The organism is Microvirga soli, from assembly GCF_016734765.1.
Classification (GTDB): domain Bacteria; phylum Pseudomonadota; class Alphaproteobacteria; order Rhizobiales; family Beijerinckiaceae; genus Microvirga; species Microvirga soli.
This window is the reverse complement of the sequence record NZ_JAERQE010000002.1, coordinates 199,061-223,232: the sequence shown is the minus strand read 5'-3', so window position 1 is coordinate 223,232 and position 24,172 is coordinate 199,061. Positions and strand designations below refer to the sequence as shown.

25 protein-coding genes are annotated in these 24,172 nt (G+C 65.2%); 18 read left to right on the top strand and 7 right to left on the bottom strand.

Features of this window, described 5'->3' with window-relative positions; genetic code table 11:
- Positions 1-27: 27 nt before the first annotated feature.
- Entirely contained in the window at positions 28-345 is a 318-nt protein-coding gene (locus tag JKL45_RS02870) for an SWEET family sugar transporter (RefSeq protein WP_201859593.1), read from the bottom strand.
- A 109-nt stretch (positions 346-454) separates the two neighbouring features.
- Between JKL45_RS02870 and JKL45_RS02865 the strand changes: the two genes are divergently transcribed.
- From JKL45_RS02865 to JKL45_RS02840, 6 genes are all read left to right on the top strand, one after another.
- Positions 455-1,606: a glycosyltransferase family 4 protein gene (locus JKL45_RS02865; protein WP_246498255.1), complete on the top strand. Its 1,152-nt coding sequence runs from the start codon at positions 455-457 to the stop codon at positions 1,604-1,606.
- Entirely contained in the window at positions 1,603-2,253 is a 651-nt protein-coding gene (locus tag JKL45_RS02860) for a class I SAM-dependent methyltransferase (protein ID WP_201859591.1), read from the top strand. Before JKL45_RS02865 ends, JKL45_RS02860 begins: the two co-directional genes overlap by 4 nt.
- A 162-nt stretch (positions 2,254-2,415) precedes the next feature.
- Positions 2,416-2,922, top strand: a complete 507-nt coding sequence (locus tag JKL45_RS02855; RefSeq protein WP_201859590.1) for a Fur family transcriptional regulator — start codon at positions 2,416-2,418, stop codon at positions 2,920-2,922.
- 115 nt (positions 2,923-3,037) lie between these two features.
- The gene (gene ispG / locus JKL45_RS02850) at positions 3,038-4,324 is read left to right on the top strand and encodes a flavodoxin-dependent (E)-4-hydroxy-3-methylbut-2-enyl-diphosphate synthase (protein ID WP_201859589.1); all 1,287 of its coding nucleotides are present in this window, start codon (positions 3,038-3,040) and stop codon (positions 4,322-4,324) included.
- Between the two features lie 182 nt (positions 4,325-4,506).
- On the top strand, positions 4,507-6,453 hold the full coding sequence (locus JKL45_RS02845) for a potassium transporter Kup (RefSeq protein ID WP_201859588.1): 1,947 nt from the start codon (positions 4,507-4,509) through the stop codon (positions 6,451-6,453).
- Positions 6,454-6,477: 24 nt separating this feature from the next.
- Positions 6,478-7,041, top strand: a complete 564-nt coding sequence (locus JKL45_RS02840) for a GNAT family N-acetyltransferase (protein WP_246498253.1) — start codon at positions 6,478-6,480, stop codon at positions 7,039-7,041.
- Positions 7,042-7,126: 85 nt separating this feature from the next.
- Here the strand turns inward: JKL45_RS02840 and JKL45_RS02835 are convergent, their stop codons facing one another.
- Positions 7,127-7,822 carry a hypothetical protein gene (locus JKL45_RS02835; RefSeq protein WP_201859587.1) on the bottom strand — a complete coding sequence of 232 codons (696 nt, stop codon included), beginning with the start codon at positions 7,820-7,822 and terminating at the stop codon, positions 7,127-7,129.
- A 143-nt stretch (positions 7,823-7,965) separates the two neighbouring features.
- Between JKL45_RS02835 and JKL45_RS02830 the strand changes: the two genes are divergently transcribed.
- The 3 genes from JKL45_RS02830 to JKL45_RS02820 are packed head-to-tail and all read left to right on the top strand — an operon-like array spanning position 7,966 to position 10,615.
- Positions 7,966-8,529, top strand: a complete 564-nt coding sequence (locus JKL45_RS02830) for a PepSY domain-containing protein (protein WP_201859586.1) — start codon at positions 7,966-7,968, stop codon at positions 8,527-8,529.
- Positions 8,529-9,191: a response regulator transcription factor gene (locus JKL45_RS02825; protein WP_201859585.1), complete on the top strand. Its 663-nt coding sequence runs from the start codon at positions 8,529-8,531 to the stop codon at positions 9,189-9,191. Before JKL45_RS02830 ends, JKL45_RS02825 begins: the two co-directional genes overlap by 1 nt.
- The gene (locus tag JKL45_RS02820; RefSeq protein ID WP_201859584.1) at positions 9,188-10,615 is read left to right on the top strand and encodes a sensor histidine kinase; all 1,428 of its coding nucleotides are present in this window, start codon (positions 9,188-9,190) and stop codon (positions 10,613-10,615) included. Before JKL45_RS02825 ends, JKL45_RS02820 begins: the two co-directional genes overlap by 4 nt.
- Positions 10,616-10,640: 25 nt before the next feature.
- Here the strand turns inward: JKL45_RS02820 and JKL45_RS02815 are convergent, their stop codons facing one another.
- The gene (locus JKL45_RS02815) at positions 10,641-11,567 is read right to left on the bottom strand and encodes a polyprenyl synthetase family protein (RefSeq protein ID WP_201859583.1); all 927 of its coding nucleotides are present in this window, start codon (positions 11,565-11,567) and stop codon (positions 10,641-10,643) included.
- Between the two features lie 103 nt (positions 11,568-11,670).
- Here JKL45_RS02815 and mtgA point away from each other — a divergent pair, with 103 nt between their 5' ends.
- From mtgA to JKL45_RS02800, 3 genes are all read left to right on the top strand, one after another.
- Positions 11,671-12,366 carry a monofunctional biosynthetic peptidoglycan transglycosylase gene (mtgA, locus tag JKL45_RS02810; RefSeq protein ID WP_201859787.1) on the top strand — a complete coding sequence of 232 codons (696 nt, stop codon included), beginning with the start codon at positions 11,671-11,673 and terminating at the stop codon, positions 12,364-12,366.
- A 148-nt stretch (positions 12,367-12,514) separates the two neighbouring features.
- Positions 12,515-12,700 (top strand): 50S ribosomal protein L32, encoded by a 186-nt coding sequence (gene rpmF, locus JKL45_RS02805; RefSeq protein ID WP_036358586.1) that lies wholly within the window; start codon positions 12,515-12,517, stop codon positions 12,698-12,700.
- 208 nt (positions 12,701-12,908) lie between these two features.
- Entirely contained in the window at positions 12,909-14,543 is a 1,635-nt protein-coding gene (locus tag JKL45_RS02800; protein WP_201859582.1) for an EAL domain-containing protein, read from the top strand.
- A 75-nt stretch (positions 14,544-14,618) separates the two neighbouring features.
- On the opposite strand, the gene phaR is transcribed toward JKL45_RS02800, so the two are convergent.
- Positions 14,619-15,194: a polyhydroxyalkanoate synthesis repressor PhaR gene (gene phaR / locus JKL45_RS02795; RefSeq protein ID WP_201859581.1), complete on the bottom strand. Its 576-nt coding sequence runs from the start codon at positions 15,192-15,194 to the stop codon at positions 14,619-14,621.
- 224 nt (positions 15,195-15,418) lie between these two features.
- Between phaR and JKL45_RS02790 the strand changes: the two genes are divergently transcribed.
- Both JKL45_RS02790 and phbB read left to right on the top strand, forming a co-directional pair.
- Positions 15,419-16,597, top strand: a complete 1,179-nt coding sequence (locus JKL45_RS02790; RefSeq protein ID WP_201859580.1) for an acetyl-CoA C-acetyltransferase — start codon at positions 15,419-15,421, stop codon at positions 16,595-16,597.
- A gap of 157 nt (positions 16,598-16,754) precedes the next feature.
- Positions 16,755-17,480, top strand: coding sequence for an acetoacetyl-CoA reductase (gene phbB / locus JKL45_RS02785; RefSeq protein WP_201859579.1), 726 nt, complete (start codon positions 16,755-16,757; stop codon positions 17,478-17,480).
- A 46-nt stretch (positions 17,481-17,526) separates the two neighbouring features.
- Here phbB and JKL45_RS02780 read toward each other — a convergent pair whose 3' ends face one another.
- A complete protein-coding gene (locus JKL45_RS02780) occupies positions 17,527-18,045 on the bottom strand; it encodes a MepB family protein (RefSeq protein ID WP_201859578.1) in 519 nt (172 codons plus the stop codon).
- Positions 18,046-18,201: 156 nt separating this feature from the next.
- Between JKL45_RS02780 and yddG the strand changes: the two genes are divergently transcribed.
- Complete coding sequence (gene yddG / locus JKL45_RS02775) at positions 18,202-19,077, top strand: aromatic amino acid exporter YddG (RefSeq protein ID WP_201859577.1); 876 nt, start codon at positions 18,202-18,204, stop codon at positions 19,075-19,077.
- Here yddG and JKL45_RS02770 read toward each other — a convergent pair.
- Together JKL45_RS02770 and gloB are read right to left on the bottom strand one after the other, a co-directional pair.
- Positions 19,049-19,813, bottom strand: a complete 765-nt coding sequence (locus JKL45_RS02770) for a GNAT family N-acetyltransferase (protein WP_201859576.1) — start codon at positions 19,811-19,813, stop codon at positions 19,049-19,051. The genes yddG and JKL45_RS02770 overlap by 29 nt on opposite strands.
- A 100-nt stretch (positions 19,814-19,913) precedes the next feature.
- On the bottom strand, positions 19,914-20,681 hold the full coding sequence (gene gloB, locus JKL45_RS02765; protein WP_201859575.1) for a hydroxyacylglutathione hydrolase: 768 nt from the start codon (positions 20,679-20,681) through the stop codon (positions 19,914-19,916).
- Between the two features lie 94 nt (positions 20,682-20,775).
- On the opposite strand from gloB, the gene JKL45_RS02760 reads away from it, so the two are divergent.
- The 3 genes from JKL45_RS02760 (at position 20,776) to JKL45_RS02750 (ending at position 24,122) form a co-directional block, all read left to right on the top strand.
- Positions 20,776-21,510: a class I SAM-dependent methyltransferase gene (locus JKL45_RS02760; RefSeq protein ID WP_201859786.1), complete on the top strand. Its 735-nt coding sequence runs from the start codon at positions 20,776-20,778 to the stop codon at positions 21,508-21,510.
- Between the two features lie 135 nt (positions 21,511-21,645).
- A complete protein-coding gene (locus JKL45_RS02755; RefSeq protein ID WP_201859574.1) occupies positions 21,646-22,599 on the top strand; it encodes an acetyl-CoA carboxylase carboxyltransferase subunit alpha in 954 nt (317 codons plus the stop codon).
- Between the two features lie 260 nt (positions 22,600-22,859).
- Positions 22,860-24,122 (top strand): L,D-transpeptidase family protein, encoded by a 1,263-nt coding sequence (locus JKL45_RS02750; protein WP_201859573.1) that lies wholly within the window; start codon positions 22,860-22,862, stop codon positions 24,120-24,122.
- The last annotated feature ends 50 nt before the right edge of the window (positions 24,123-24,172 follow it).

The window sequence follows — 24,172 nt, the reverse complement described above, 5'->3', positions numbered from 1 at the left end:
GGCGCGCCTTGTCTGAAGAGCAGAACGTCAACCGGGTCGCGCCACTTCGGGTTCCCTGCGTGTTCCTGACGCGCGGGGCTGGCTTCGATCATTGCGGATCTTGAGGATGAGAATGGTGGCGCTCAATCCCAGGCTGAGCAGGTTGAAGATCATGATGGGCCAGCTGCCGATCAGGAATCCATAAACCGTCCACAGGACGAAGGCCGTGACGGTAACCATATACATGTGCTTGGAGATCGCCCGCGTGTCGCGCTCCCGCCACGCTTTCAGCACCTGAGGCACGAAGCTTGAGGTTGAAAGGATTCCAGCAATGGTTGCCAGGATCGTTGGCAGCCAGCCCTCCATCTGCGACGCTCCCGTTCATCAAGACAACGGCAACGGGTGCCGCCAGGGGGAGTTCCCTTTCCCCGCGCGGGGGGGTTACAAGGACGCCTTGCTTCACCCGGATCGTCCTTTGCCCTCCATTCCTTCTCCTGACATTCAAGGCCGCAAGCTCGTCTTCGTCGTCACCGAGGACTGGTTCTTCGCCTCCCACTTCCTGCCGATGGTGAGAGCCGCCCGCGAGCTGGGGCTTGCCGTGACGGTAGTCACACGGGTGCGGGCGCACCGGGAGGTGATCGAGGCTCTGGGCGCGAAGGTCGTGCCGCTCGACATCGAGCGCCGCAGCCTCAACCCCATCACCATGGGCGATGCCTCCGGCCAGCTGGCCGCGATCCTCAAGGCCGAAAAGGCCGATATCGTCCACTGCATTGCCATCAAGGGCATCCTGCTCGGTGGTTTTGCCGCTACGCTCGCCGGTGTCGGGCGACGGGTCTATGCGCTCACGGGCCTTGGGTTCATCGGCACCCGTACCGACACGGTCGGGCGCCTGTCGCAGCGGGCGATCCGCCTGCTGATGCGCGGCCTCCAGACGGGCCGGACCCGGTACGTGTTCGAGAACACCGACGATCCGAAGCTTCTTGGCCTCGATCCGGCCGAGGCCCGCGTCACCATCCTGGGTGGCGCCGGCGTCGATCCCGAGGCCCTCAAGCCTGAGCCTCTGCCGGTTCAGCCGCCGCTCAAGGTCGCCGTGGTTGCCCGCATGCTCTGGTCCAAGGGCATCGACGTGGCCGTGGAGGCGGTTCGCATGGCGCGGGCGAATGGCGCGCCCATCGAGCTCTCCCTCTATGGGGCTCCTGACCCGTCGAATCCGAAGGCGATTCCCGAAGCGACCCTGAAGGCCTGGAGCGCGGAGCCTGGCATCGCCTGGCATGGCGCGACGCGGGACATCGCGGGTGTTTGGCGTGAGCACCATGTGGCCTGCCTGCCCTCCCGCGGCGGCGAAGGCCTGCCGCGCACGCTGCTGGAGGCGGCCGCCTGCGGTCGTGCCATCGTCACCACGGACGTGCCCGGCTGCCGGACCCTCGTGCGGCACGATGTCGAGGGGCTGCTCGTGCCGCCCGGCGATGCCGCAGCCTTGTCCGAGGCCTTGATCACCCTGGCTCAAGAGCCGGATCGCCTCGCCCTCACGGGCCAGGCCGCCCGCGCCCGGGTTCTCGACGGTTTCACGGAACGGGACGTCATGGAGAGCGTCAAAGAGCTGTACCGCTCCATGCTGGCCTCATGATCGCCGATCCGGTCGCCTTCATCCTCGCCGAGACCCGGCTCCGTCCGGTGCCCCATGCACCGGAGATCATGCTGCACGTGGCGGATGAAGCCACGGAGCTGTGGCAGAAGACCGAGGAGGAACTGGGCGAGATCGGCCTTCCTCCCCCCTTCTGGGCCTTCGCCTGGGCCGGAGGGCAGGCGCTGGCGCGCTATATCCTCGATCAACCCGAGACGGTGCGTGGCCGGCGCGTGCTCGATTTCGCCTCCGGCTCAGGGCTTGTGGCCATCGCGGCCATGAAGGCAGGCGCCGCCGAGGTGACCGCCTGCGACATCGACCCCTTCGCCGTCGCGGCCATCGGCGTGAATGCGCAGGCCAACGGCGTTGCCGTCACTCCATTGGCCGCCGACATCGTCGGGCAGGACGGGGGATGGGATACGGTGCTCGCCGGCGACATCTGCTACGAGCAGGATCTCGCCGCCCGCGTGATCGAGTGGCTGCTGGCCTTGAGCAACCGGGGTGCGACGGTCCTGATCGGCGACCCTGGGCGCAGCTACCTGCCGAAGGACAGGCTTGAGAACTTAGCCGCCTTTGAGGTGCCGGTGACCCGCACCCTTGAGGATTCCGATATCAAGAAATCGAGCGTCTGGCGTTTCAGGCAGCCGTGATCCGGCTTCAGAGATAGGCCGGCATTTTATCGCCCTGACCATCGAGTTTGCTGTTTACCCCTCAAAATAGGTAGTGTTATAACCTATATGAACGAGGTGGATGCACCTGATTTGCAGGTGTGGCGCCGTACCGCTTTCAGCCTTATTCGAAGAGGGATCCCGATGGTCCACGCTCCGTCTCTGCAGCACCCCCTTCCCGGCGACAATGCTCGCTTCCAGGTGTCCCAAGCTTCCAGCACCGGGAAAGCCCTGGCGGAATCCGAGGCTCTGTGCCGGGCCAAGGGCGTGCGGCTGACGCCGATCCGCCGGCGCGTGCTCGAGGTGCTTCTCGGCGCCCCCAAGCCGCTCGGCGCTTACGACCTTGCGGATGTTCTGGCATCCCAGGGGCGGAGGATGGCCCCCATTACCGTCTACCGCGCTCTCGACTTCCTGATCGAGCAGGGGCTGGCCCATCGCTTGGCTAGCCGGAACGCCTACATCGCCAGCACCGGCAGCCACAGGATCCCAGCCTTCCTGATTTGCGAGGGCTGCGGCGAAGCAACCGAGATCACCTGCTCCGACGTGGCCGAGACCGTCCGCAAGGTGCTGACGGAGCAGGGCTATCAGCCCCTGAGCCGCGCCCTTGAGATCACCGGGCGGTGCCAGCACTGCCAGGATGTTCTCGGATGAATCCTAAAAGCGCAGATCCACTTTTGGGTCTGATGCTCTAAGCCGCGCTTGACGACGGGGGCTTTTGGCATCAGCTAAACGGCGGCAGCCCGGAGCTGCCGTCGTGGGTTGCAGCATGTCCTTCATCTCGTCTCCTGAGACCGATCCCGCCTCCGAGAGCTCGGCAGGTCCCGCGCCGCGCCACCGCACGGTGGGCGTGCGTGTGGGCTCCGTGATGGTCGGCGGCGGCGCGCCCATCGTGGTCCAGTCGATGACCAACACGGACACGGCGGATGTGGACGCCACCGTCGCCCAGGTGGCGGCGCTCGCCCAGGCTGGCTCCGAGATCGTGCGCATCACGGTCGACCGCGACGAGGCGGCAGCCGCCGTGCCGAGGATCCGCGAACGGCTCGACCGGCTCGGCGTCGACGTGCCCCTCGTGGGCGACTTCCACTATATCGGCCACCAGCTTCTCGCCGATCACCCGGCCTGCGCCGAGGCGCTGGCCAAGTACCGGATCAACCCCGGCAATGTGGGCTTCAAGGAAAAGAAGGACCGGCAGTTCGGCGCGATCGTCGAACAGGCGATCCGGCACGATAAGGCCGTGCGCATCGGGGCCAATTGGGGCTCCCTCGATCAGGAGCTGCTCACCCATCTGATGAACCAGAACGCGGCCTCGGCCCGCCCGCGAGACATGCGTTGGGTCACCCGCGAGGCGATGATCCAGTCAGCGCTGCTGTCGGCCGCCCGCGCGGAGGAGATCGGCCTCGCACGCGACCGGATCATTCTCTCGGCCAAGGTTTCGGCCGTGCAGGACCTGATCGCCGTGTATCAGGATCTCGCCCGCCGCTCCGACTACGCTATCCATCTCGGCCTGACCGAGGCCGGCATGGGCTCGAAGGGCATCGTGGCTTCTTCCGCCGCCATCGGCATCCTGCTCCAGCAGGGCATCGGCGACACGATCCGCTTCTCCCTGACGCCGGAGCCCGGCGGCGACCGGACCGTGGAGGTGAAAACAGCCCAGGAACTGCTTCAGACCATGGGGTTCCGCACCTTCGTGCCCCTGGTGGCCGCCTGCCCGGGTTGCGGGCGCACCACCTCGTCGGTGTTCCAGGAGCTGGCGCGCGACATCCAGACCTGGATCTCCACCTCGATGCCGGAATGGCGCCGCACCCATCCGGGCGTCGAGAACCTGAACGTGGCCGTGATGGGCTGCATCGTGAACGGGCCGGGCGAGTCGAAGCATGCCAATATTGGCATCTCGCTTCCCGGCACCGGCGAGCAGCCGGCGGCCCCGGTCTTCATCGACGGCAAGAAGGCCATGACCCTGCGCGGGCCGACGCTGGCCCAGGACTTTCAGAAGATCGTCATCGACTACATCGACAGGAACTACGGCCAGCCCGGTCGCGACGCTGCCGAATGAAGCCGCAAGCTTGACCATGGAACCTTGAGAGAAATTCCGTTTTAAGCTCAGGCACGATATGCTAGAAGCCTGCCGCGCCGGCAATGACGGCCGCCGCGCTCTTTGAAAAGGGCGCCCTTCGTCGATTGCAAAATGACTTGAACAAGGGCCGTCCGCGGACACGTCCGCAAAGAAAAACACCCATGGCAGAACAGCACGCCGTCGTTCCCGGACATGCGGATTCCGCAGTCCCAGAGGCGACTCTTCCCGAAAGCCACCACAAGGCGAGCTTCTGGACCCTGACTCTTGGCGCCATCGGCGTCGTCTATGGCGATATCGGCACCAGCCCGCTCTATGCCATGCGTGAGACGGTGGCAGCCGCCACCGGAGGCCATCATGGTGTCCCGGTCGACCTGACCCGCGAACTGGTGATCAGCATCCTGTCGCTGCTGCTCTGGGCGCTGATCCTCACGGTCACGGTCAAATACGTTATTCTGCTGCTGCGGGCTGACAACAAGGGCGAGGGCGGCTCTCTGACCCTGGTCGCCCTGACGCAGCTCGCCCTCGGCCGCCGGAGCCTGCCCGTGCTCGTGATGGGCATGGCCGGAGCGGCCCTGTTCTATGGTGACGCCGCCATCACCCCGGCCATCTCCGTGCTCTCCGCCCTGGAAGGCCTGAAGCTCGTCGCCCCCTCGTTCGAGAGCTATGTTCTGCCGGGCGCCCTGGTGATCCTCGTCGGCCTGTTTGCCGTCCAGAGCCGCGGCACCGGCAAGGTAGCGGCCTTCTTCGGGCCGCTCACCCTTCTGTGGTTTGTGACCATGGCGGGTCTTGGCGTCCTGCATATCGCCGACGACTGGGAGGTGCTGCTCGCCTTCAACCCGTATTACGGGGTGTCCTTCCTGGTCACGCATCCAGGAACCGCCTTCGCGATCCTGGGCAGCGTCTGCCTTGCGGTGACGGGAGCCGAGGCCCTCTATGCGGATCTGGGCCATTTCGGCCGCAAGCCGATCCGCATGGCCTGGGGAACGGTGGTCTTTCCGGCCCTTGCCTTGAACTATCTCGGCCAGGGCGCCCTTGTCCTGTCGAACCCTGAGACCATCGCGAACCCGTTCTTCCTGCTGGCGCCTCCGTGGCTGCTTCTGCCGCTGGTCATCCTTGCGACGCTCGCCACCATCGTGGCGAGCCAGGCTGTCATCACCGGAGCCTTCTCGCTGACCCGGCAGGCGATCCAGCTCGGCATCCTGCCGCGCCTCGAAGTGCGTTTCACATCGGAGACGCACCAGGGGCAGATCTATCTGCCGCGTGTGAACTGGCTGCTGCTTGCTGCGGTTGTGACCCTCGTGGTGCTGTTCGGCTCGTCGAGCAGCCTTGCCAGCGCCTATGGCATCGCGGTGTTCGGCACCATGGTCGTGACCACCCTGCTTGCCTGCGTCGTGATGAGCCGGAGCTGGGGCTGGGGTCCGGTGAAGACCGGGCTGGTGATGATCCCCCTTCTGCTCATCGACCTCACCTTCCTGTCCTCGAACCTCGTGAAACTCCTGGACGGCGGCTACGTGCCCCTGCTGATTGCCGGCACGTTCTTCCTGGTCATGTTCACCTGGGTGAAGGGAACCCGGATCCTGTTCGAGAAAACCCGCAAGGTCGACGTGCCCTTCGTCGAGCTGGTGCAGATGCTCGAGAAGAGCCCGCCGCACCGGGTGAAGGGCACGGCCGTGTTCCTCACGAGCGATCCGGACACTGCGCCCGCCGCCCTCCTGCACAATCTCAAGCACAACAAGGTGCTGCACGAAAAGAACGTGATCCTGACCGTCAACAGCGCGGACATTCCCCGCGTGGAGGACGAGGACCGCGTCTCCATCGAGCATGTGGGCGATTCGTTCTGGCGGATCCGCCTGAGCTACGGCTACATGGAGACGCCCAACATCCCGCGCGGGCTGGCGATCCTGCGCAAGCAGGGCTTCAAGTTCGACATCATGGCGACGTCGTTCTTCCTGTCGCGGCGCTCGATCCGGCCGGCGAGCCAGTCGGGCATGCCGCTCTGGCAGGACAAGCTGTTCATCAGCCTCGCGAAATCGGCCAGCGACGCTACGGACTTCTTCCAGATTCCCACTGGGCGCGTGGTCGAGGTGGGAACCCAGGTGACGGTGTAAGCCTGTTGCCGTCATGGCAGCCTGATGTCACCTTCGGGCGCCATGACCGACATTACCCTCCTGCGTCCAAGCCTTGCCTGGTTGCCTGCTTACGAAGACGCTCTCGCCCGCGGCTGGTCGCCCAACACCGACCAGGATGTCAGCCGCGAGCAGCTCCGGCAATTGCGCCGCAACCCTGAGCGCTTCCTGCACGATCTCTACAACAGCCCGATGATCCGGCTGGCCGACGGGCGGGAGGTTCCCCGCCTGCCCGCGCACGACTTCTGGATCAGCGACGGAGAATTCTGCGGCCGGATCGGCTTTCGCTTCCAGCGTGGCACGGAAGAGCTGCCGCCCAGCGCCTATGGCCATATCGGCTATACCATCGTGCCGTGGAAGCAGCGGCGCGGCTATGCCACCCAGGCGCTTCGCATGATCCTGCCCGTCTGCCGTGAGGAAGGGTTTTCGCGGGTCCTGATCACCTGCGACGACGACAATGAGGCCTCGCGTAAGGTGATTCTTGCCAATGGCGGCGTGGCCTCCGGGGCGGTCCGGCACAATGCCCGGCTCGGACACGTGAAGCTCCAATTCTGGGTGCCGACGGACTGAAGCAGGGGGGCGCCTCAGCCCGTCGCGCGAAACCGGATGCGAAAGGAGGGGGCCGATCCCGCACCCGGCATGCTCGCAATTCTTGCTATTGCCCGTTGACCCGACGGTCGTCGCCCGGCTCGAAGCGCTTGTCACGATCGAGGCGGCCGCCGTTGTCGTCCCGCGCAGAGACGGGATCATCCGCGCCGCGGGTGCGGGATCTGCGCACATCCGCCACATGATCGGCGCCTCGCGTCCGGGTGCGGGTCTGGTGCTGATCCCGGGTCTGGGTTCGCGTCTGGCCCTGCATCAGGGCATCGTCCGCTCCGCGGCCCCGCCGGTGGTCATCGGCGCGCGCCATTCCATCATCGGCACCCCGGCCGCGTCCACGACCATGATCGTCCGTCCTGTCGCGACCATGATCATCGCCACGTTCGGCATGGTCGCCGCCGCGCCCGCGCCCACGGCCGCCGTCATTGTCCCGGCCATTGTCGTCGCCGCCCCGTCCGCCGCGGCCACCGCTGTCGTCGGAACGGCCGCCTCGGTCGTCACCGCCACCTCGTCCACCACCGTGGTCGCCACGGCCTCCGCCGCCATGATCACCGCGGCCTCCACCATTGTCGTCGCTGCCGCCGCGATCTCCTCCTCCACGGCCACTGCCGCCGTCGTCGCCACCGCCACGGGCCAGGACCGGCGACAGGACCGCACTTGCAACCATTGCCGGAATCGTGGCCGCCGTCAGCGAGGCCACCATGGCGCCCAGGACCAGAACACTCGGACCATTCTTGATCGACTTCAGCATCGTCTTTCTCCATTCATCCGGCGCAGGCTCAATCGGCGCCGATGCCCGAGCAATCTGAATGAAGACCGGCACCTCAACCTGACGGGAGATGTCAGCGAAATATCAGTTTGGGCGTGCTATGCTGGGTTGCGTTGGAAAGCTTCATGACACGGCGTCGCCTCATCGTTCTGCTTCTGCTTCCCCTGACCCTCGTCACGTTGGACCACTTCTGCCCGACCGCCGCCATCGCCAAGGATGGCGACAGCGGAGGTGGAGGGGGCCATGGCGGGGACGGCGGCGGCCGTGGGGGCGGCGACAACAGCGGGCGCGGCAGTGACAATTCCGGCCGGGGCGGAGGGGATGACAGCGGTCGCGGAGACGATGGCGGCCGCGGTCGGGGCCGCGGCGGCGATGACGACGGTGGCCAGGGACGAGGGCGTGGCCGCGGGGGCGACGATGCACCGGCCGGAGCCTATGGCGGAGGCTGGGGCAGCACGTCCTCCGATCATGCCCGTCAAGCCGTCTCCGAAGGTTGGGCCCTCGCCTTGAGCACCATTCTCCCCACCGTCACGAAGGCTGTTCCGGGACAGGTGCTCGAGGTCGACCTGCGCCAATCCTGGAGCGGCGAATGGCGCTATGAATTTCTCGTCCTCAGCCGGGACCGCCGCTACCAGGAGGTCGTCGTGGATGCACGCCGCAATCGCATTCTGCAGATCAGGAGCCGTTGATGAGGATCCTTCTCGTCGAGGATGAACCAGCTATCGCCCGGGATGTCGCGGGCGCCCTGGGCGAGACGGGCTATGTGGTGGACATCGCCAGGGACGGCGAGGAAGGCTGGTTCCGGGCCTCGACCGAGGACTACGACGCCATCATCCTGGACTTGGGCTTGCCGAAGCTCGATGGTTTGTCCGTGGTGCGTCGTTTGCGCGAGGAGGCTAGCACCATTCCCATCCTCGTGCTCACGGCCCGCGGCTCGTGGCTGCAGCGGGTCGAAGGGATCGATGCCGGCGCCGACGACTACCTGACCAAGCCCTTCGAGATGGAGGAACTGCTCGCCCGCCTCGCCGCTCTCCTGCGCCGCGTTGGACGCCATGTGACGCCTCTGATCGAAGTCGGCGCGCTGCGCATCGATACGCGGCGGTTGCGGGTGATGATCGGCGGCCGTGCAATCGAGCTCTCCCCTCTGGAGTTTCGCCTGCTGCGTTATCTCGCCCATAACCGCGACCGCGTCGTCGCCCAAAGCGAACTGGTCGAGCATGTCTACGGATCGGACGAGCCCGGAAGCAACACGGTCGAGGCCTTGGTGGCGCGCCTGCGGCGCAAGATCGGCTCGGAGACGATCGGCACCCGCCGTGGCCATGGCTACATCATGGAGACGCCTGCGCCATGATATGCAACTCCATACGGTTACGGCTTCTGGTCGTCGCCATCACGTCGATCGTTGTGACGATCGCTGTGGCCGGAGCCTCCCTGGTGGTGTTCTTCGAACGTCAGGTGCTTCGCTATGTCGAGCAGGATCTCAACATCCACTGGACCGAGCTCGCCACCGCCTTCGGCACGGAGGGTGAAGCAGGCCTGAGCCAGAAGCTGACGGATCCGCGCTATCACCAGCCCTATGGCGGCGCTTATTGGCAGGTATCCGAGGGAGGGCGGCCGATCCTGCGCTCCCGCTCACTCTGGGACCAGACACTTCCCCCAGGCGAGCCGCGCGCGGGCGCCGAACGCGACAAAGCTTTCGAAGTCGAGGGACCGGATGGCTCGGAACTCTATGTGATCGAGCGCGAGGTCACGATCGACGGCGAGCAGGGTTCACGCACCTTAAGCCTCGCGGTCGCGCTCGATCATGCGCAGGTGGTGGAGTTGCGCCAGGCATTTGGATGGGATGTCACCCGCGTGCTCATTCCGATTGCGGCAGTCCTTGTCCTCTTTGCGTGGCTCCAGCTCTCGCTCGGTCTCCGGCCCTTGCGCGCCGTCGGGCACGATCTGAACAGGGTTCAGACCGGTCATATCCGGCGCATGACGCGCCGTTTCCCCGACGAGGTCGCCCCTCTGGTCGAGAGCATCAACAAGCTGCTCGATCGGCAGGAAAACCTGGTTCGAAAGGCCCGTGATCGGGCCGGCGCCCTGGCTCACGGGTTGAAGACGCCCCTGACCATTCTCGGCGGCGAAGTGCGGCGCCTCGACCAGACAGGCCGGCCCGACGCAGCAGAGCGCATGCAGGAGCAGCTGGAGATCATCCGCACCCATGTGGAGCGCGAAGTGGCGCGAGCCCGCACCAGCGGCGCATCGGTCGGCTGCGGTGCTTACACCCAGGTGGACGAGACAGTCGCCCGCCTGCTTCGTCTCATGCAGCATCTGCCGAGAGGCGAGGAGCTCGTCTGGCAGATCGAGATCCCGGTGGGTTTCGCCGTGGACATGGATCCTCACGATTTCGGCGAGGTCATGGGCAACCTTCTCGACAATGCCCGGAAATGGGCGGACACACGGATCACGGTTCGTGCGGAGCCTATCGGCGAGAAGGCCCGGATTGTCATTGAGGATGATGGAGCTGGTTTCAGCGGAACCCATGGCGCGCGGCCGGAGCGGGGCATTACGGAGCGCTCCGACCCTTCGTCCAGTGGCCTCGGCCTCGGCATCGTGGAGGACATCCTCGCCGAATACGACACGAGAGCCGAGATCGACGGCAACGGACGCTGCCGCATCTCGTTCGAGATCCGACTCTGCCGCGAGCCGCTGCCCCACCTCAAGGAGACAGTCGGCCTGCAACAGGATCAGACCTTGGATGCGCGGCCACAGGTCGCGATAAGAGGCTGAGCGCCACGAAGGGCACCAGACCGCGCTACGTCTGCCGCTCGACCACGAAGCGCACCGCTTCGCGCAACGTGTCCGCCTTTGCGCCGAACCTCTCGAGAGAGGTGTGTGCCTTCTCCACCAGCTGGCGGCATTCACGGCGGGCGCCGTCCATGCCGAGCAGGTCGACGAGGGTGGCCTTGCCCTTCTCCTGGTCCTTGCCGGTGCGCTTGCCGAGCGCTTCCACTGATGCCTCCCGGTCGAGGATGTCGTCGGCCACCTGGAAGGCAGCGCCCAGCGCCCGTCCGTAATCAACGAGGCTGCGGCGCGCCGCAGCATCCGCCTTGCCGAGGATCGCTCCCGCCTCCACCGAGAAAGCCAGGATGGCACCGGTCTTCATCATCTGGAGCAGGCGCACGTCCGCCTCTCCCAACTCCGCCGGCCCGTAGCGGCCTTCCGCCGAGAGATCGAGGAGTTGGCCGCCCACCATGCCGCCGAGGCCCGAGGCGCGGGCAAGGCCGAGCACGAGGTCGGAGCGGATGGCGGAATCCGAGTCTGTCGCCGGGTCGGCCAGCACCTCGAAGGCCAGGGTCTGGAGAGCATCGCCCACGAGAATGGCCGTGGCCTCGTCATAGGCCTTGTGCACGGTGGGACGGCCCCGGCGCAGTTCATCGTCGTCCATTGAGGGCAGATCGTCATGCACCAGGGAATAGCAGTGCAGGAGCTCGACCGCGCAGCCCGCGCGCAAGGCCCCCTGCCCCTCCACTCCGAGGAGGCGCGCCGTCTCGATGGTCAGGAAGGGGCGAAGGCGCTTGCCGCCGCCTAGGGCGGCATGACGCATGGCAGCCATGAGCCGGGGCGGCCGGGCAATCTCGCCGGAAGTGGCTTTGTCTGATAGCAAGGCTTCGAGACTGGCTTCGACCGTTCTGGCCGCCTCGGAGAGCCGCGTCGTAAAAGCAGGGGTGAATGGCATCATGATGAGCCTGGATTCGGGTGGGGCCGCCGCTCCGCCCGAGGGGAACGTGGGTGAACGATCGAAGCCGGAATGGGCGTTGCGGTCGGGACGGTCGGGTAAGCCGATGACGGCTGCCCGCTTTCTCCGCCGCATCGTCCAGATCGGCCTCGGTCTCGTTCTCTTATGGGTCGGCGCGGTCTTTTGGCTAGGCCTTTTGTACTGGGCCGTGCCGCCGGCCTCGACCCTCATGCTCGGCCGCTGGCTCACCTTGCAGCCGGTGGAGCGGACCTTCGTCAGCCTCGATGAGATCGCGCCGAGCCTTCCCCTGGCAGTCCTGACCGCCGAGGACAGCCGCTTCTGCGAGCATAACGGCGTCGACTGGGACGCCCTCCGGGACGTGGTGGAGGCAGCCGACGGGGACGGGCCCGCCCGCGGCGCCTCGACCATTCCCATGCAGGTGGCCAAGAACCTCTTCCTGTGGCCGAGCCGCTCCTACATCCGCAAGGGCCTCGAGATCCCGGTGGCGCTCTATCTCAACATGATCTGGTCCAAGCGCCGGATGATGGAGGTCTATCTCAACATCGCCGAGTGGGGTGACGGGGTGTTCGGGGCCGAAGCCGCCGCACAAAAATACTTCCGCAAGTCAGCCAGGAATCTGAACGCCCGTGAGGCGGCCCTCCTGGCCCGGGCCCTGCCCAATCCCCTGGTCCGCAATCCGGCCAACCCGAGGCCAGGGCATCGGGCGCTCGCCGGGCAGCTGCAGGTCCGGATGGCAAGGGCCGCGCCCTTCACCGATTGCCTGAAACTTGATGCCTCCTGAGCCCCCTGCGGCAATGAAAAACACCCCGAATGCGCCAGGGGGCTAGATATTTGCCCGAAGACCTTGTATGAGGCGCAACCTCATCAAGTTTGAGATGTGAGCGTTCCCCGGTTGAGCGGGCGCTCCGCTTTTTTACCGGAGACGAGAAATGGCCGTTCCTAAGAGAAAAACGTCGCCCTCGCGGCGTGGCATGCGTCGCTCCGCCGATGCCTTGAAGGCCCCGACCTATATCGAGGACAAGGATTCCGGCGAGCTGCGCCGTCCTCACCACGTTGACCTGAAGACCGGCATGTACCGCGGCCGTCAGGTCCTGAAGGTGAAGGCTGACGCGTAATTCTACGCGACATGCGAGTATAACAAACCGGCGCTTCGAGCGCCGGTTTTTTTATGCCCGCAATCCCCAGTTTGCTGATTTTCCAACGCTTTTTACCCTTCATTAAGCCTGAAGGCCGATCCTGCACCCTTGTTCTCCAGGATTGGCCCGATCTGCGACCCATGCGTCGCCATCCTGGATCTGTTGCGTATTCCCAAGGGTGAGAGTGATGGCAGCGAAGCGGCAAGGCCCGATGGGTTTGTTCAAGGGAGCCTCCCGGCCGCCGCGCAAGAGCCAAGCTGCGACCTCTCGCCCGTCTGGCGCCAGCGTTCTCTATGCCTGGGATATGATCACCGACGCCCTCGCCTGGGGACCCGGCGCCGCCGAGGCCCTTGGGCTTTCGTCCAGAGACCTGCCCAAGACCGGCCACGCCTTCGCGCAGCTTGTCGAGCCGGGCTGCGGCCTCGCCCGCCCCGATGCCATCGCGGCCGCGGAAAACCCCATCCATGCCTACGAGACTCGCTACGCCCTCCGGCTTGAACCGGACCAGGTGGTGATGATCGAAGAGGCCGGCCGCTGGCAGCCGGACGTGCAGGGCCGTCCCGCTTTCGCCAGGGGCCAGCTGCGCGTCGATCCTGCCTCCGGCGCGCGGGAGCTTCTGCCTGCCCGGCTGAAGGAGCGCTCGGCGCTTCTCTGCGGCATTCAGGACGCCATCAACGAGGCTGTGCGCGTCTCCCAGACCTGCACTCTCATCGTTGCTGCATTCGACCCGGGCGAAGCCGACGAGATGGCGGAGATCGCCCGCCGGATCCGGCCGATGATGCGCCGCCACGACCTGTTCGCAACGCTTGGGCCAAACCGTTTCGTGCTGGCTCTGGCCTACTGCCCGGCCGTGGAAGCCGCAGGCGCCATGAAGCGCCTGTCAGGGCTCCTGCAGGATCATCCGGTCGGATCCTCGCTGCGCCTGGGCGCGGCTTTCGCGCCGGACCACACCTTCAAGGCCACCAAGCTGCTGCGCTTTGCCGAGCAGGCGCTGGCTGCCGCCATGAAGCGGGATGAAGCCACGGCCCTCTACAAGCCCCGCTCCGCCAAGGCGACGCCTGTGGCCGAACAGTCCCCGTTCGATTGGGTTGCAGCGCTCAACGACCGAAGCCTGATCCTGGCATGCCAGCCCATGGTGGACGCGCAGACCCGTGCGCCGACGCTGGTTCACGCCTGTGCCGCCGTGGCAGGACGCGACGGACGCATCACTCCCTTGGGCCCTGCACCCGTTTTGCCGGAGGCAAATCTTCCCCTGCTCATCGATGGGCGCATGCTGGAATTGGCCGCCGATCACCTGGCCCGGAATCGGGATCAGCGTCTGGCCCTGCCGGTTTCGGGCAAGACCCTTCAGGATGCCGAATGGCCGTCGATGCTGGCAGCCCATCTGGGTGCCCGCCCCGGCATCGAGTCTCGGCTTGTTCTCGAGATCCCCGAGATCGCCCTTGTGGAATGCCGGCGCAATGTCGGCCGCCTTCATGCCATGAAGGCGCTCGGCGTCGGAATTGCGCTGACAGGCTATGGGGCAGGCCATGTGCCGCCAGAACACCTGCGGGTGCTTCCGATCGATCTCCTCAAGATCGACGGCGCCTTCATCCAGCCGCTCAAGCGCTCCACGGACGACCGGCTTCATGTCCGCACCCTTGTCGACCGTGCCCAGCACATGGGCATCGCCACCGCGGCCGAATGGGTCGACGACGAAGCCATCGCGCGGCTTCTCGCCGCCTGGGGCGTGGATTACCTGCAGGGCGGGTTGTTCGGGGAGCCCGAGGCCGTCGTGCAGCCGTCCGCGCTCCGGCAGATGCTGAAGAAGGCGCGGGGCTAGAGCATCGGGCCCAAAAGTGGATTTGCACTTTTGGGGTCGAACCCGATGCGTTCTTCTTGGATGATAGACGTCAGGTCACTTGCTCGCCAGCTTGTCGAGCTTGGCCTGCATGTCGGCCATCTGCTGCTTCAAGGTGTTGAGGTCATCAGGCCCCTCCCCCTTGGGAGCGGACTTCGCCTCGGGTGAGCCCCCGTTCGCCGGCGGGAAGGGCGAGAACATGCGCATGGCCTCGCTGAAGAAGCCCATGTTCTTGCGCACCTGCTCCTCCATGGCCTGGAAGGCCGAGGGGCCGAAGGCCTGCGCCATCTGCTCCCGGAGCTTCTGCTGCTCCTGGGACAGGTTGTTCATCGAGAACTCGAGATAGCTCGGCACAAGAGCCTGCATGCTGTCGCCGTAGAAGCGGATCAGCTGGCGCAGCACCGTCACAGGTAGAAGGTTCGGCCCTTCCTTGTTCTCCTGCTCGAAGATGATCTGGGCCAGAACCGAGCGGGTGATCTCCTCGCCGGACTTCGCGTCAAAGACCACGAAGTCCTCGCCCTTGCGCACCATGCCGGCCAGATCTTCCAGCGTCACGTAGGTCGAGGTGCCGGTGTGATAGAGGCGGCGGTTGGCATATTTCTTGATGACCGTCGGTTGTTTGTCCGTCGCCATGTTGTCCCGATACGCTCCTGGGAAATCCACCGGGCCCGGCACCCTTCAGGATGTCGGCCTCCTTTGATTATAGGCCTTATAACAGAGGTGCAAAGCGCCAAAAGTCTAAGGCTTCTTGAGAGTGGGTCGGATGATCCTATCCTTGACATCCCACCCTCTGGGGCTTTCATCGAGCAAGCACTACATAGATTCCAGCATCACACGGATCAGCACAGGAGACAGGCATGGCCGGAGACAGCATCGTCATCGTCGGAGCGGCGCGCACCCCCGTCGGCTCGTTCAACGGGGCCTTCGCCAACACCCCGGCCCATGATCTCGGCGCCATTGCGATCAAGGCGGCTCTCGAGCGCGCCAAGGTCGACGGCTCGGACGTGGACGAGGTGATCCTCGGCCAGATCCTCACCGCGGCCCAGGGCCAGAACCCGGCCCGTCAGGCCGCCATGGCGGCCGGCGTGCCGCAGGAGAAGACCGCCTGGGCGCTGAACCAGCTCTGCGGCTCGGGCCTTCGCACTGTCGCCATCGGCATGCAGCAGATCGCCAACGGGGATGCCAAGGTCATTGTGGCGGGCGGTCAGGAATCCATGTCCCTTGCTCCGCACGCAGCCTACATGCGCAGCGGCACCAAAATGGGCGACTTCAAGCTCGTGGACACCATGCTGAAAGATGGCCTGATGGATGCCTTCAACGGCTATCACATGGGCAACACCGCCGAGAACGTGGCCCAGCGCTGGCAGCTCACCCGTGAGGAGCAGGACCAGTTCGCCACCGCCTCCCAGAACAAGGCGGAAGCCGCCCAGAAGGAAGGCCGCTTCAAGGACGAGATCACGCCCGTCACCATCTCCTCTCGCAAGGGCGACATCGTGGTGGACCAGGACGAGTACATCCGCGCCGGCACTACGGTGGAAGCGCTCGGCAAGCTGCGGCCTGCCTTCTCGAAGGACGGCACGGTCACAGCCGGCAACGCCTCAGGCATCAATGACGGCGCCGCTGCCCTGGTGCTGATGACGGAAGCCGAGGCCCAGAAGCGCGGCCTCACCCCGCTTGCCCGTATCGCCTCCTGGGCAACCGCCGGCGTGGATCCGGCCATCATGGGCACGGGCCCGATTCCCTCCTCCCGCAAGGCCCTGGAAAAGGCCGGCTGGAAGGTTCAGGACCTCGAGCTCGTCGAGGCCAACGAGGCCTTCGCCGCGCAGGCGCTCGCCGTCAACAAAGACATGGGCTGGGATCCGTCCATCGTGAACGTGAACGGCGGTGCCATCGCCATCGGCCACCCCATCGGCGCATCGGGAGCCCGCGTGCTCGTGACCCTGCTACACGAGATGGGCCGCCGCAACGCGAAGAAGGGTCTGGCCACCCTGTGCATCGGCGGCGGCATGGGCGTTGCCATGTGCCTTGAGCGCTGAAAACCTCTGTGAAGCTCCGTTTGGGAAATTACGGAGCTTCACCCTTCCACGTTCTGCCACATATCGTAAGCTATGTTGTGGGGCGGGCTGAATCGACCCGCCTTACAACGAATGGATCCTTGAGAGATCCGCAGAACTGTCCTGGGAAGGAAACAGCATGGCGCGCGTTGCATTGGTCACCGGCGGCACTCGCGGCATCGGTGCCGCGATTTCAACAGCCCTGAAGCAGGCAGGCTACAAGGTTGCGGCGAATTACGGCGGCAACGATGAGGCCGCAAACCAGTTCAAGGGCGAGACCGGCATCCCGGTCTTCAAGTTCGACGTGTCCGATGCCGCCGCCTGCGAGGCGGGGATCAAGGCGGTCGAAGCCGAACTCGGCCCCGTCGACATTCTGGTGAACAATGCGGGCATCACCCGCGACGGCATGTTCCACAAGATGACCTTCGATCAGTGGTCGGCCGTCATCCGCACCAATCTCGATTCCATGTTCACCTGCACGCGCCCCGTCATCGACGGCATGCGCTCGCGCAATTTCGGCCGCATCGTCATCATCTCGTCCATCAACGGCCAGAAGGGCCAGATGGGACAGGCAAACTACTCCGCGGCAAAAGCCGGCGTGATCGGCTTCGCCAAGGCGCTGGCGCAGGAAAACGCCAACAAGGGCGTCACCGTCAACGTGATCGCACCGGGCTACATCGCCACCGAGATGGTGAAGGCCGTGCCGGAAGAGGTGCTGAAAGCCAAGATCCTGCCGCTCATTCCGGTGGGCCGTCTCGGCGAGGCGGAAGAGATCGCCCGCACCGTGCTCTTCCTGGCTGCCGACGACGCCGGCTTCGTCACCGGCTCGACCCTGTCGGTGAACGGCGGCCAGTACATGGCGTGATGAACGCCCCTTAGTCGAAGTCTGGAATCGGAAAACGCTTCCAGACTTACAAATGATAGAGCTGTCGTGCTCTGGCCAAGTCGATTGGCCTGTCTTCTGGCGTTTCAAGAAAATAAGGGAGCTGCCAAGTCTGCGTTTTCAACGCTTGGTGGCTCGTGGGCCGATCCCAAGGTGGATAGACGCGGATGGCTCGCTTGCCACCTTCTCCTCTGAGCGAGAGAACATCGCGCTCGCACAGGACGGATTGTGGAAAAACGAACTGTCCCAGAAGCTGACCCTTGCGACAGCTGACCACCAGGAAATCGATACGGTCAGCTGCATCGAAAGGCTGAATCGGCCCATTTCCAGTTCGCTTCCAAAAAGTGACGAACTGCCCGACTTTCGTCGGCGTAATCTTAGAAACCCGGAATATCAAAGCCTTCCCATTCATATCGACGGCGCAGGCCCCGTATTCAGCACTCTCCGGTTCGACTTGCGGTTTGGAAGCTTCAAACCCGCCTTGTCCGTAGATGAGTTCCTGAGCCACCAGGAAATCCCGGTGAATTCCTGCATTGAATTTACTCAAGAAGCCGTCCCTTTATATCAGTGCGCACCTGCATCCCTTTCCTCCTCTTAATCATGACAGAGCCTTTCATCAAAAGCTCACGCCAACAAATCTCATCCGACACCGATCAAATCTAAACTTCGCTTCGACCGGGATGCCATGCTAGGTGCCAGCACCATGAAGACTCGCACCGCCACCACCATCGGCCTGATCGCCATTCTCCTCTGGTCCATGCTCGCCCTGTTCACGGCGGCAACCGGCACGATCCCGCCGTTTCAGCTCAATGGCATGACCTTCCTAGTCGGTGGGCTGGTGGGTGTGGCGAGCTGGATTGCGCGACCCCAGGGCCTTAAAGCGCTCCGCCAGAAGCCGGTCGTCTGGGCGCTGGGTGTCGGCGGTTTGTTCGGTTATCACGCCCTTTATTTCGCGGCTTTGCGCTGGGCGCCACCGGCGGAATCTGGGCTGATCAATTATCTCTGGCCGCTCCTGATCGTGCTCTTCTCGTCCTTCCTGCCGGGTGAGCATCTGCGGCGGGCGCATCTCGTCGGGGCGCTGCTGGGCTTTGCCGGGGTGATCGTGCTGATCGCCGGCCGCGGCGCTTTCGACGCGCGGGCGGAATACATGCCGGGCTACATCTGCGCCTTCGTGGCAGCCTTCGTGTGGGCCGGCTATTCGGTGCTCTCGCGCCGCTTCGGCCAGGTGCCGACCGACGCAGTGGCGGGCTTCTGTCTGGTGACCTCGCTGCTCAGCCTCGTCTGTCATCTCGCCTTCGAGACCACCGTATGGCCCGAGACGACCACGCAGTGGCTCGCCCTTGTGGCGCTCGGCATCGGTCCAGTGGGTGCGGCCTTCTATGTGTGGGACATCGGCATGAAGCAGGGCGACATCCGCTTCCTCGGCGTTGCCTCCTACGCGACGCCGGTGCTCTCGACCCTGCTGCTGGTGGTGGCCGGCTATGCGGCGCTGACCGTCTCGCTCGCGGCGGCCTGCGGCCTCATCGTGGCGGGAGCGCTGGTGGCGACGCTCACGCCGAAGAAGAGCGTCCCGGCATGACCCGGTGGGTGTAGCGATAGGCGGTGCCAAAACCGAGCGCCCCGTAAAGCGAGCGGGCGATCTCGTTCTCCTCCCGCACCTGGAGGTAGGCCGTGTGCGCCCCCTCCCCGCAGCCCCAGGCCATCAGGCTTGAGACCACGCGGCGGCCGAGGCCGATGCCGCGCAGGTCCGGCGCGACGACGATGTCGTAGAGGCCGACATAACCCCGCTCCACCACCCCCAAGCCCCAGGCGACGGGCCTGTCGTCGAGGCTGAGCGTGGCGAAAGCCGCCTTCTGGCGGATGCGTGAGACGATCCTCATCAGGGTCTCGTCGTCGGCCTTGTCGCCGCCATAGGATCCCGCGGCCTCCCGCACCCAGCGCTTGGAGACCTGCGGCTCGAGAATCACCTCGGGATCGCGCTCGCAATCCTCGCTGCTGATGGACGCGGTGAGCACATGCGTCGCTTCGATCTCCTTGAAGCCGCGCAGCTTCAGCCGCTTGTCAACATCGGAGGCTTCCACCCCGTTGAGGCGGAAGGTCGGGCGCACATTGGCCTCGACGAAGCGGGCGACCATGTAGTCGATGAGCTCGTCGTCGAGGGTGACGTCCGACCGGAACGGCGTCGAGGAATTGGCGCGCTTCGAATAGCCATCCGCAAGGCGCAGAACCCAGCCGTCATAGATCTGGTAATCGAATGAGGGCCAGGCATTCACGAGGCGGCTCTCGAGTCCGATGATGAGGCTGTGATCGTTCATGAGGCTGTCCGCTCCTGCAGGATCCCGTGCTTTGAGTTTTTTGGTTCGACGCATCTTTTTACGCAAAACCGGTGCCCACTTTTGCGTTCGATGCTCTAGGTCAGAACCGGTTCTTCCATTCGCGCAAGGCCTGGAACACCTCTGCCGGACTGGCTCCCTGCTTATCAACGGATTTCGCGAGCGCTGGCTCCCCGGCGCGCAGGAAAGGATTGGTCGCCTTCTCCTGCCCGATCGTCGACGGCACCAGGAAGCGGCCTTGCGCCTTGGCCTCCTCCGCCTCCTTGGCCCGAGCCTTCAGCGCTGCGTTGTCCGGATCGGCCGCGAGTGCGAAGCGTGCGTTCGAGAGCGTGTAGTCGTGCCCGCAATAGACCCGCGCCTCGTCCGGCAGGGCCGCCAAGCGCTGCAGCGAATGCCAGAACTCCGCGTAGGTGCCCTCGAACATGCGCCCGCAGCCGAGAGTGAACAGGGTATCGCCCGCAAAGAGCGCGCGATCCGCCGCAAACCAGTAGGACACGTGATCGACGCAATGGCCCGGCGTCTCCCACACATGCGCCTGCAGGCCGCCCACATGCACCGTGTCGCCCTCGCACACATAGGCATCGGCATGAGGAACCGCCTCGCGCGCCTTGACCGGCGCCACCACCCGGCAGCCCGTGCGGCGTTTCAGGCCGTCGACGCCCTGAACATGGTCGCCATGACGATGGGTGACGAGGATGTCGGTGAGCTGCCATCCTGTCTCGGCCAGAGCTGCCAGGATCGCGCCCTCGTCAGGCGCGTCAATGGCCGCGCAGGCGCCCGTATTGGGATCGTGGATCAGAACACCGATATTGTCCTGCAGGCAGAGAAAGGCGTGGATCTGGGCTGACATCGGGGAACCTTGTCTTGATGTGCTCTGAGCTATCATGGGACAGTCGGCCCGTGAAACCAGACCCGATCGGGCCGAGAACCAACCTGTTGAGGTCATGAGCATCGACATCACCGATCTGCGCGGCTTCTATGCCAGCCCCCTCGGGGCGGTGACGCGCCGCTTCGTGGGCCGAGCCGTCGACCGGTTCTGGGGCCCGCTGACGGGTCTGCGCGTGCTCGGCCTCGGCTATGCCCCGCCCTACCTCTCGGCCGTGAAGAACGAGAGCGAGCGCACGCTCGCCTTCATGCCGGCGAACCAGGGGGTGGTGAACTGGCCCCGGAGCGGGGCGTCGGCCTCGGCTCTCGTCGATCCTCTAATGATGCCCTTGCCCGACGCCTCCATCGACCGGGTTCTCGTGGTCCATGCCCTGGAGACGGTGGAGAGCCCGAGCGAGCTCCTGCACGAGATCTGGCGCATTCTCACCCCGGGTGGGCGGATCATCCTGGTGGCGCCCAACCGGCGCGGCCTGTGGGCCCGGATGGACACCACGCCCTTCGGCTACGGGCAGCCCTATAGCCGCTCGCAGCTCAAAAGCCTGATGCGCCAGACCTGGTTCTCCCCGGAGGGCTGGGCCGAAACCCTTTACGTGCCGCCTCTCCGCAACCGCTTCCTGCTCCAGACCGCTCAGGCCTGGGAGCAGGTCGGCGCCGGCTTCTCCCTGCCCTTCGCAGGCCTCCATATCGTCGAGGCGACCAAGCAGCTCTACCGGCCTGGCGCCGTGCGAGCCGTGCGGCGCTCGCGCCGCCTCTCGCCGGTTTTCGTACCGGCTCCCGCCTCGCATCTAGGCTGATTATCCTTGATTCCGCCGCGTTTCAGGTGACTAAGCCAGGGCTCAACTTGACTTGGAAGCCCCGAAACGCCAGTGTCCGCCCCGCTTCGGCAGGGCTATAGGGTCACGCCGGTCTTCATTTTCCCATAGAGTCTGATGCGCAGTTATCTCGATTTCGAAAAGCCCGTCGCGGAGCTGGAAGCCAAGGTCGAGGAGCTTCGGGCGCTCGGTGAGAACCGTGACGCCGTCTCCATTGCCGACGACATCTCCCGTCTGGAGGTCAAGGCCGCCGACGCCCTGAAGGATCTCTATGGCAGGCTCACGCCCTGGCAGAAGACCCTTGTGGCCCGGCATCCCCAGCGGCCTCATTTCATCGATTACTGCGCCGGGCTTATCACCGAGTTCACCCCGCTCGCCGGCGACCGCAAGTTCGCCGAGGACGAGGCCATCGTCGGCGGCTTCGGGCGTTTCCGCGGCCAGCCGGTCTGCGTGATGGGCCAGGAGAAGGGCCACAACACCGAGACCCGCATCCGGCACAATTTCGGCATGGCCCGCCCCGAGGGCTACCGCAAGGCCGTGCGCCTGATGGAAATGGCCAACCGCTTCAACCTGCCGGTGCTCACATTCGTGGACACCGCCGGCGCCTATCCGGGCATCGAGGCGGAGGAGCGCGGGCAGGCCGAGGCCATCGCCCGCTCGACCGAGATGCAGCTCTCGCTCGGCGTTCCCAACGTCGCTCTCGTGATCGGCGAGGGCGGATCCGGTGGCGCCATCGCGATCGCTACCGCCAACAAGGTGCTGATGCTGGAGCACGCGATCTACAGCGTGATCTCGCCGGAAGGCGCGGCCTCGATCCTCTGGCGCGACGCGGCCCGGGCCCAGGATGCCGCCACCAACATGAAGATCACGGCCCAGGACCTCCTGCGGCTCGGCATCATCGACGGCATCGTGACGGAGCCCGTGGGCGGCGCCCACCGCGATCCACAGGCGACGATTCAAGCCGCCGGAAACGCCATCGAGGAAGCCCTGCACGACCTCGGCAACATGGGACCGGCTGAGATCCGCGACCACCGGGCCGACAAGTTCCTGGCCATCGGCCGCAAGCTCTGATCCTGCCCCCTCGTGACAGACGGAACCCGCGCGATCCGAGTGGGCTCCGGCGCCCTTGGGCCCGGCTTTACCTCCAAAGGGAGCCCTGATCTCCAAAGAGACAGGCCCAAAAGCTGCCAAAGGCGGATTTTTTACCTTCTGTTCACCACGACTCCATCATGGCCCCGCTTGCAGTAAGGGCGGGTTAAGGCTAACGATTTAGGGGTAAAGGGGAACTGTTTGGCAAAGGCGCTGGGCAGATCAACAAATGCGGGGTCCCCATGATGAAGCGTATCGCATTGGCCGCGAGTCTGGTGCTCGCGCTTGCTGCCTGCCAGGACGATAATCTCTCCCGTGGCTCCACGCGCCACCTTGTGCCGATTCCGTCCGCCACCATGGCGTTGATGTCGACCAAGGGCATGTCCAAGGAAGACCCGATTCTGATCCGGGCCTACAAGAAGGAATCGGAGCTGGAGATCTGGAAGCGCGGCTCCAACGGGAAGTACGCGCTCCTCAAGAGCTATCCGGTCTGCCGCTGGTCTGGCCAGCTCGGCCCCAAGAACCGCGAGGGCGACCGTCAGGTGCCGGAAGGCTTCTACACGGTCACCCCGGCGCAGATGAACCCCAACTCGAATTTCTACCTCTCGTTCGACACCGGCTATCCGAACGCGCTTGACCGTTCGATGGGCCGCAGCGGCGGCGACATCATGGTCCACGGCTCGTGCTCGTCGCGCGGCTGCTTCGCCATGACCGACCAGAACGTGGCCGAGATCTACGCCATCGCCCGCGAGGCGCTCGGCGCCGGACAGCGCGGCTTCCAGTTCCAGTCCTATCCGTTCCGGATGACGGCCGAGAACCTGGCCAAGCACCGCCTCGACCCGAACATCGCCTTCTGGAAAAACCTGAAGGAAGGCGCCGACACATTCGAGGTGACCAAGGACGAAGTCCGGGTGGCCGTCGGCCGTGGGCGTTACGAGTTCAACATCGATCCCGACGCAGCCTCCGTCGTGGCGCAGAAGCGCGCCCAGGACGAGCAGGAAGTGGCGGAACTGGTCGCCAAGGGCGAGAAGCCGATCAAGCTCGTCTACCACGATGGCGATACGCACGAATCCTTCCGCACGGCCCTGGCCAATGTCACGGGCGTGACCGACACCAAGCTCGGCTACGTGAGCCGCACCGAGGGCATCTCATCCGGCCCGCGGGTCGTTGCTCTCAACGACACCGGTAAGGAAGCTCCGGAGGCGCCGCCGACCGCCCTGGCCTTCGCGTCCATGAAGGAAGTTCCCGTCCCGCAGGCCGAGACCCGCGCGGCCGTGACCCAGCAGACGGCTCCGGTGGCGGCTGCCGCAGCGTCTGGAGAGACCCCGTTCTACAAGAAGATGTTCGGCGGCGTCGCCGATCTCTTCAGCACCTCGTCGCAGCCGGTGGCTGAGACGGTTCAGGTGGCGCCTGCCACCCCGGACAAGGCTGCACCGGTCATGAAGCCCGTGCCGCAGAAGCGGGCTCAGGCTCCGACGAAGGTCAATGTGGCCGCTGCGAACTGAGCAGGAACCACAATGAGCATTCAAAAGCCCGCCTCATCGGCGGGCTTTTT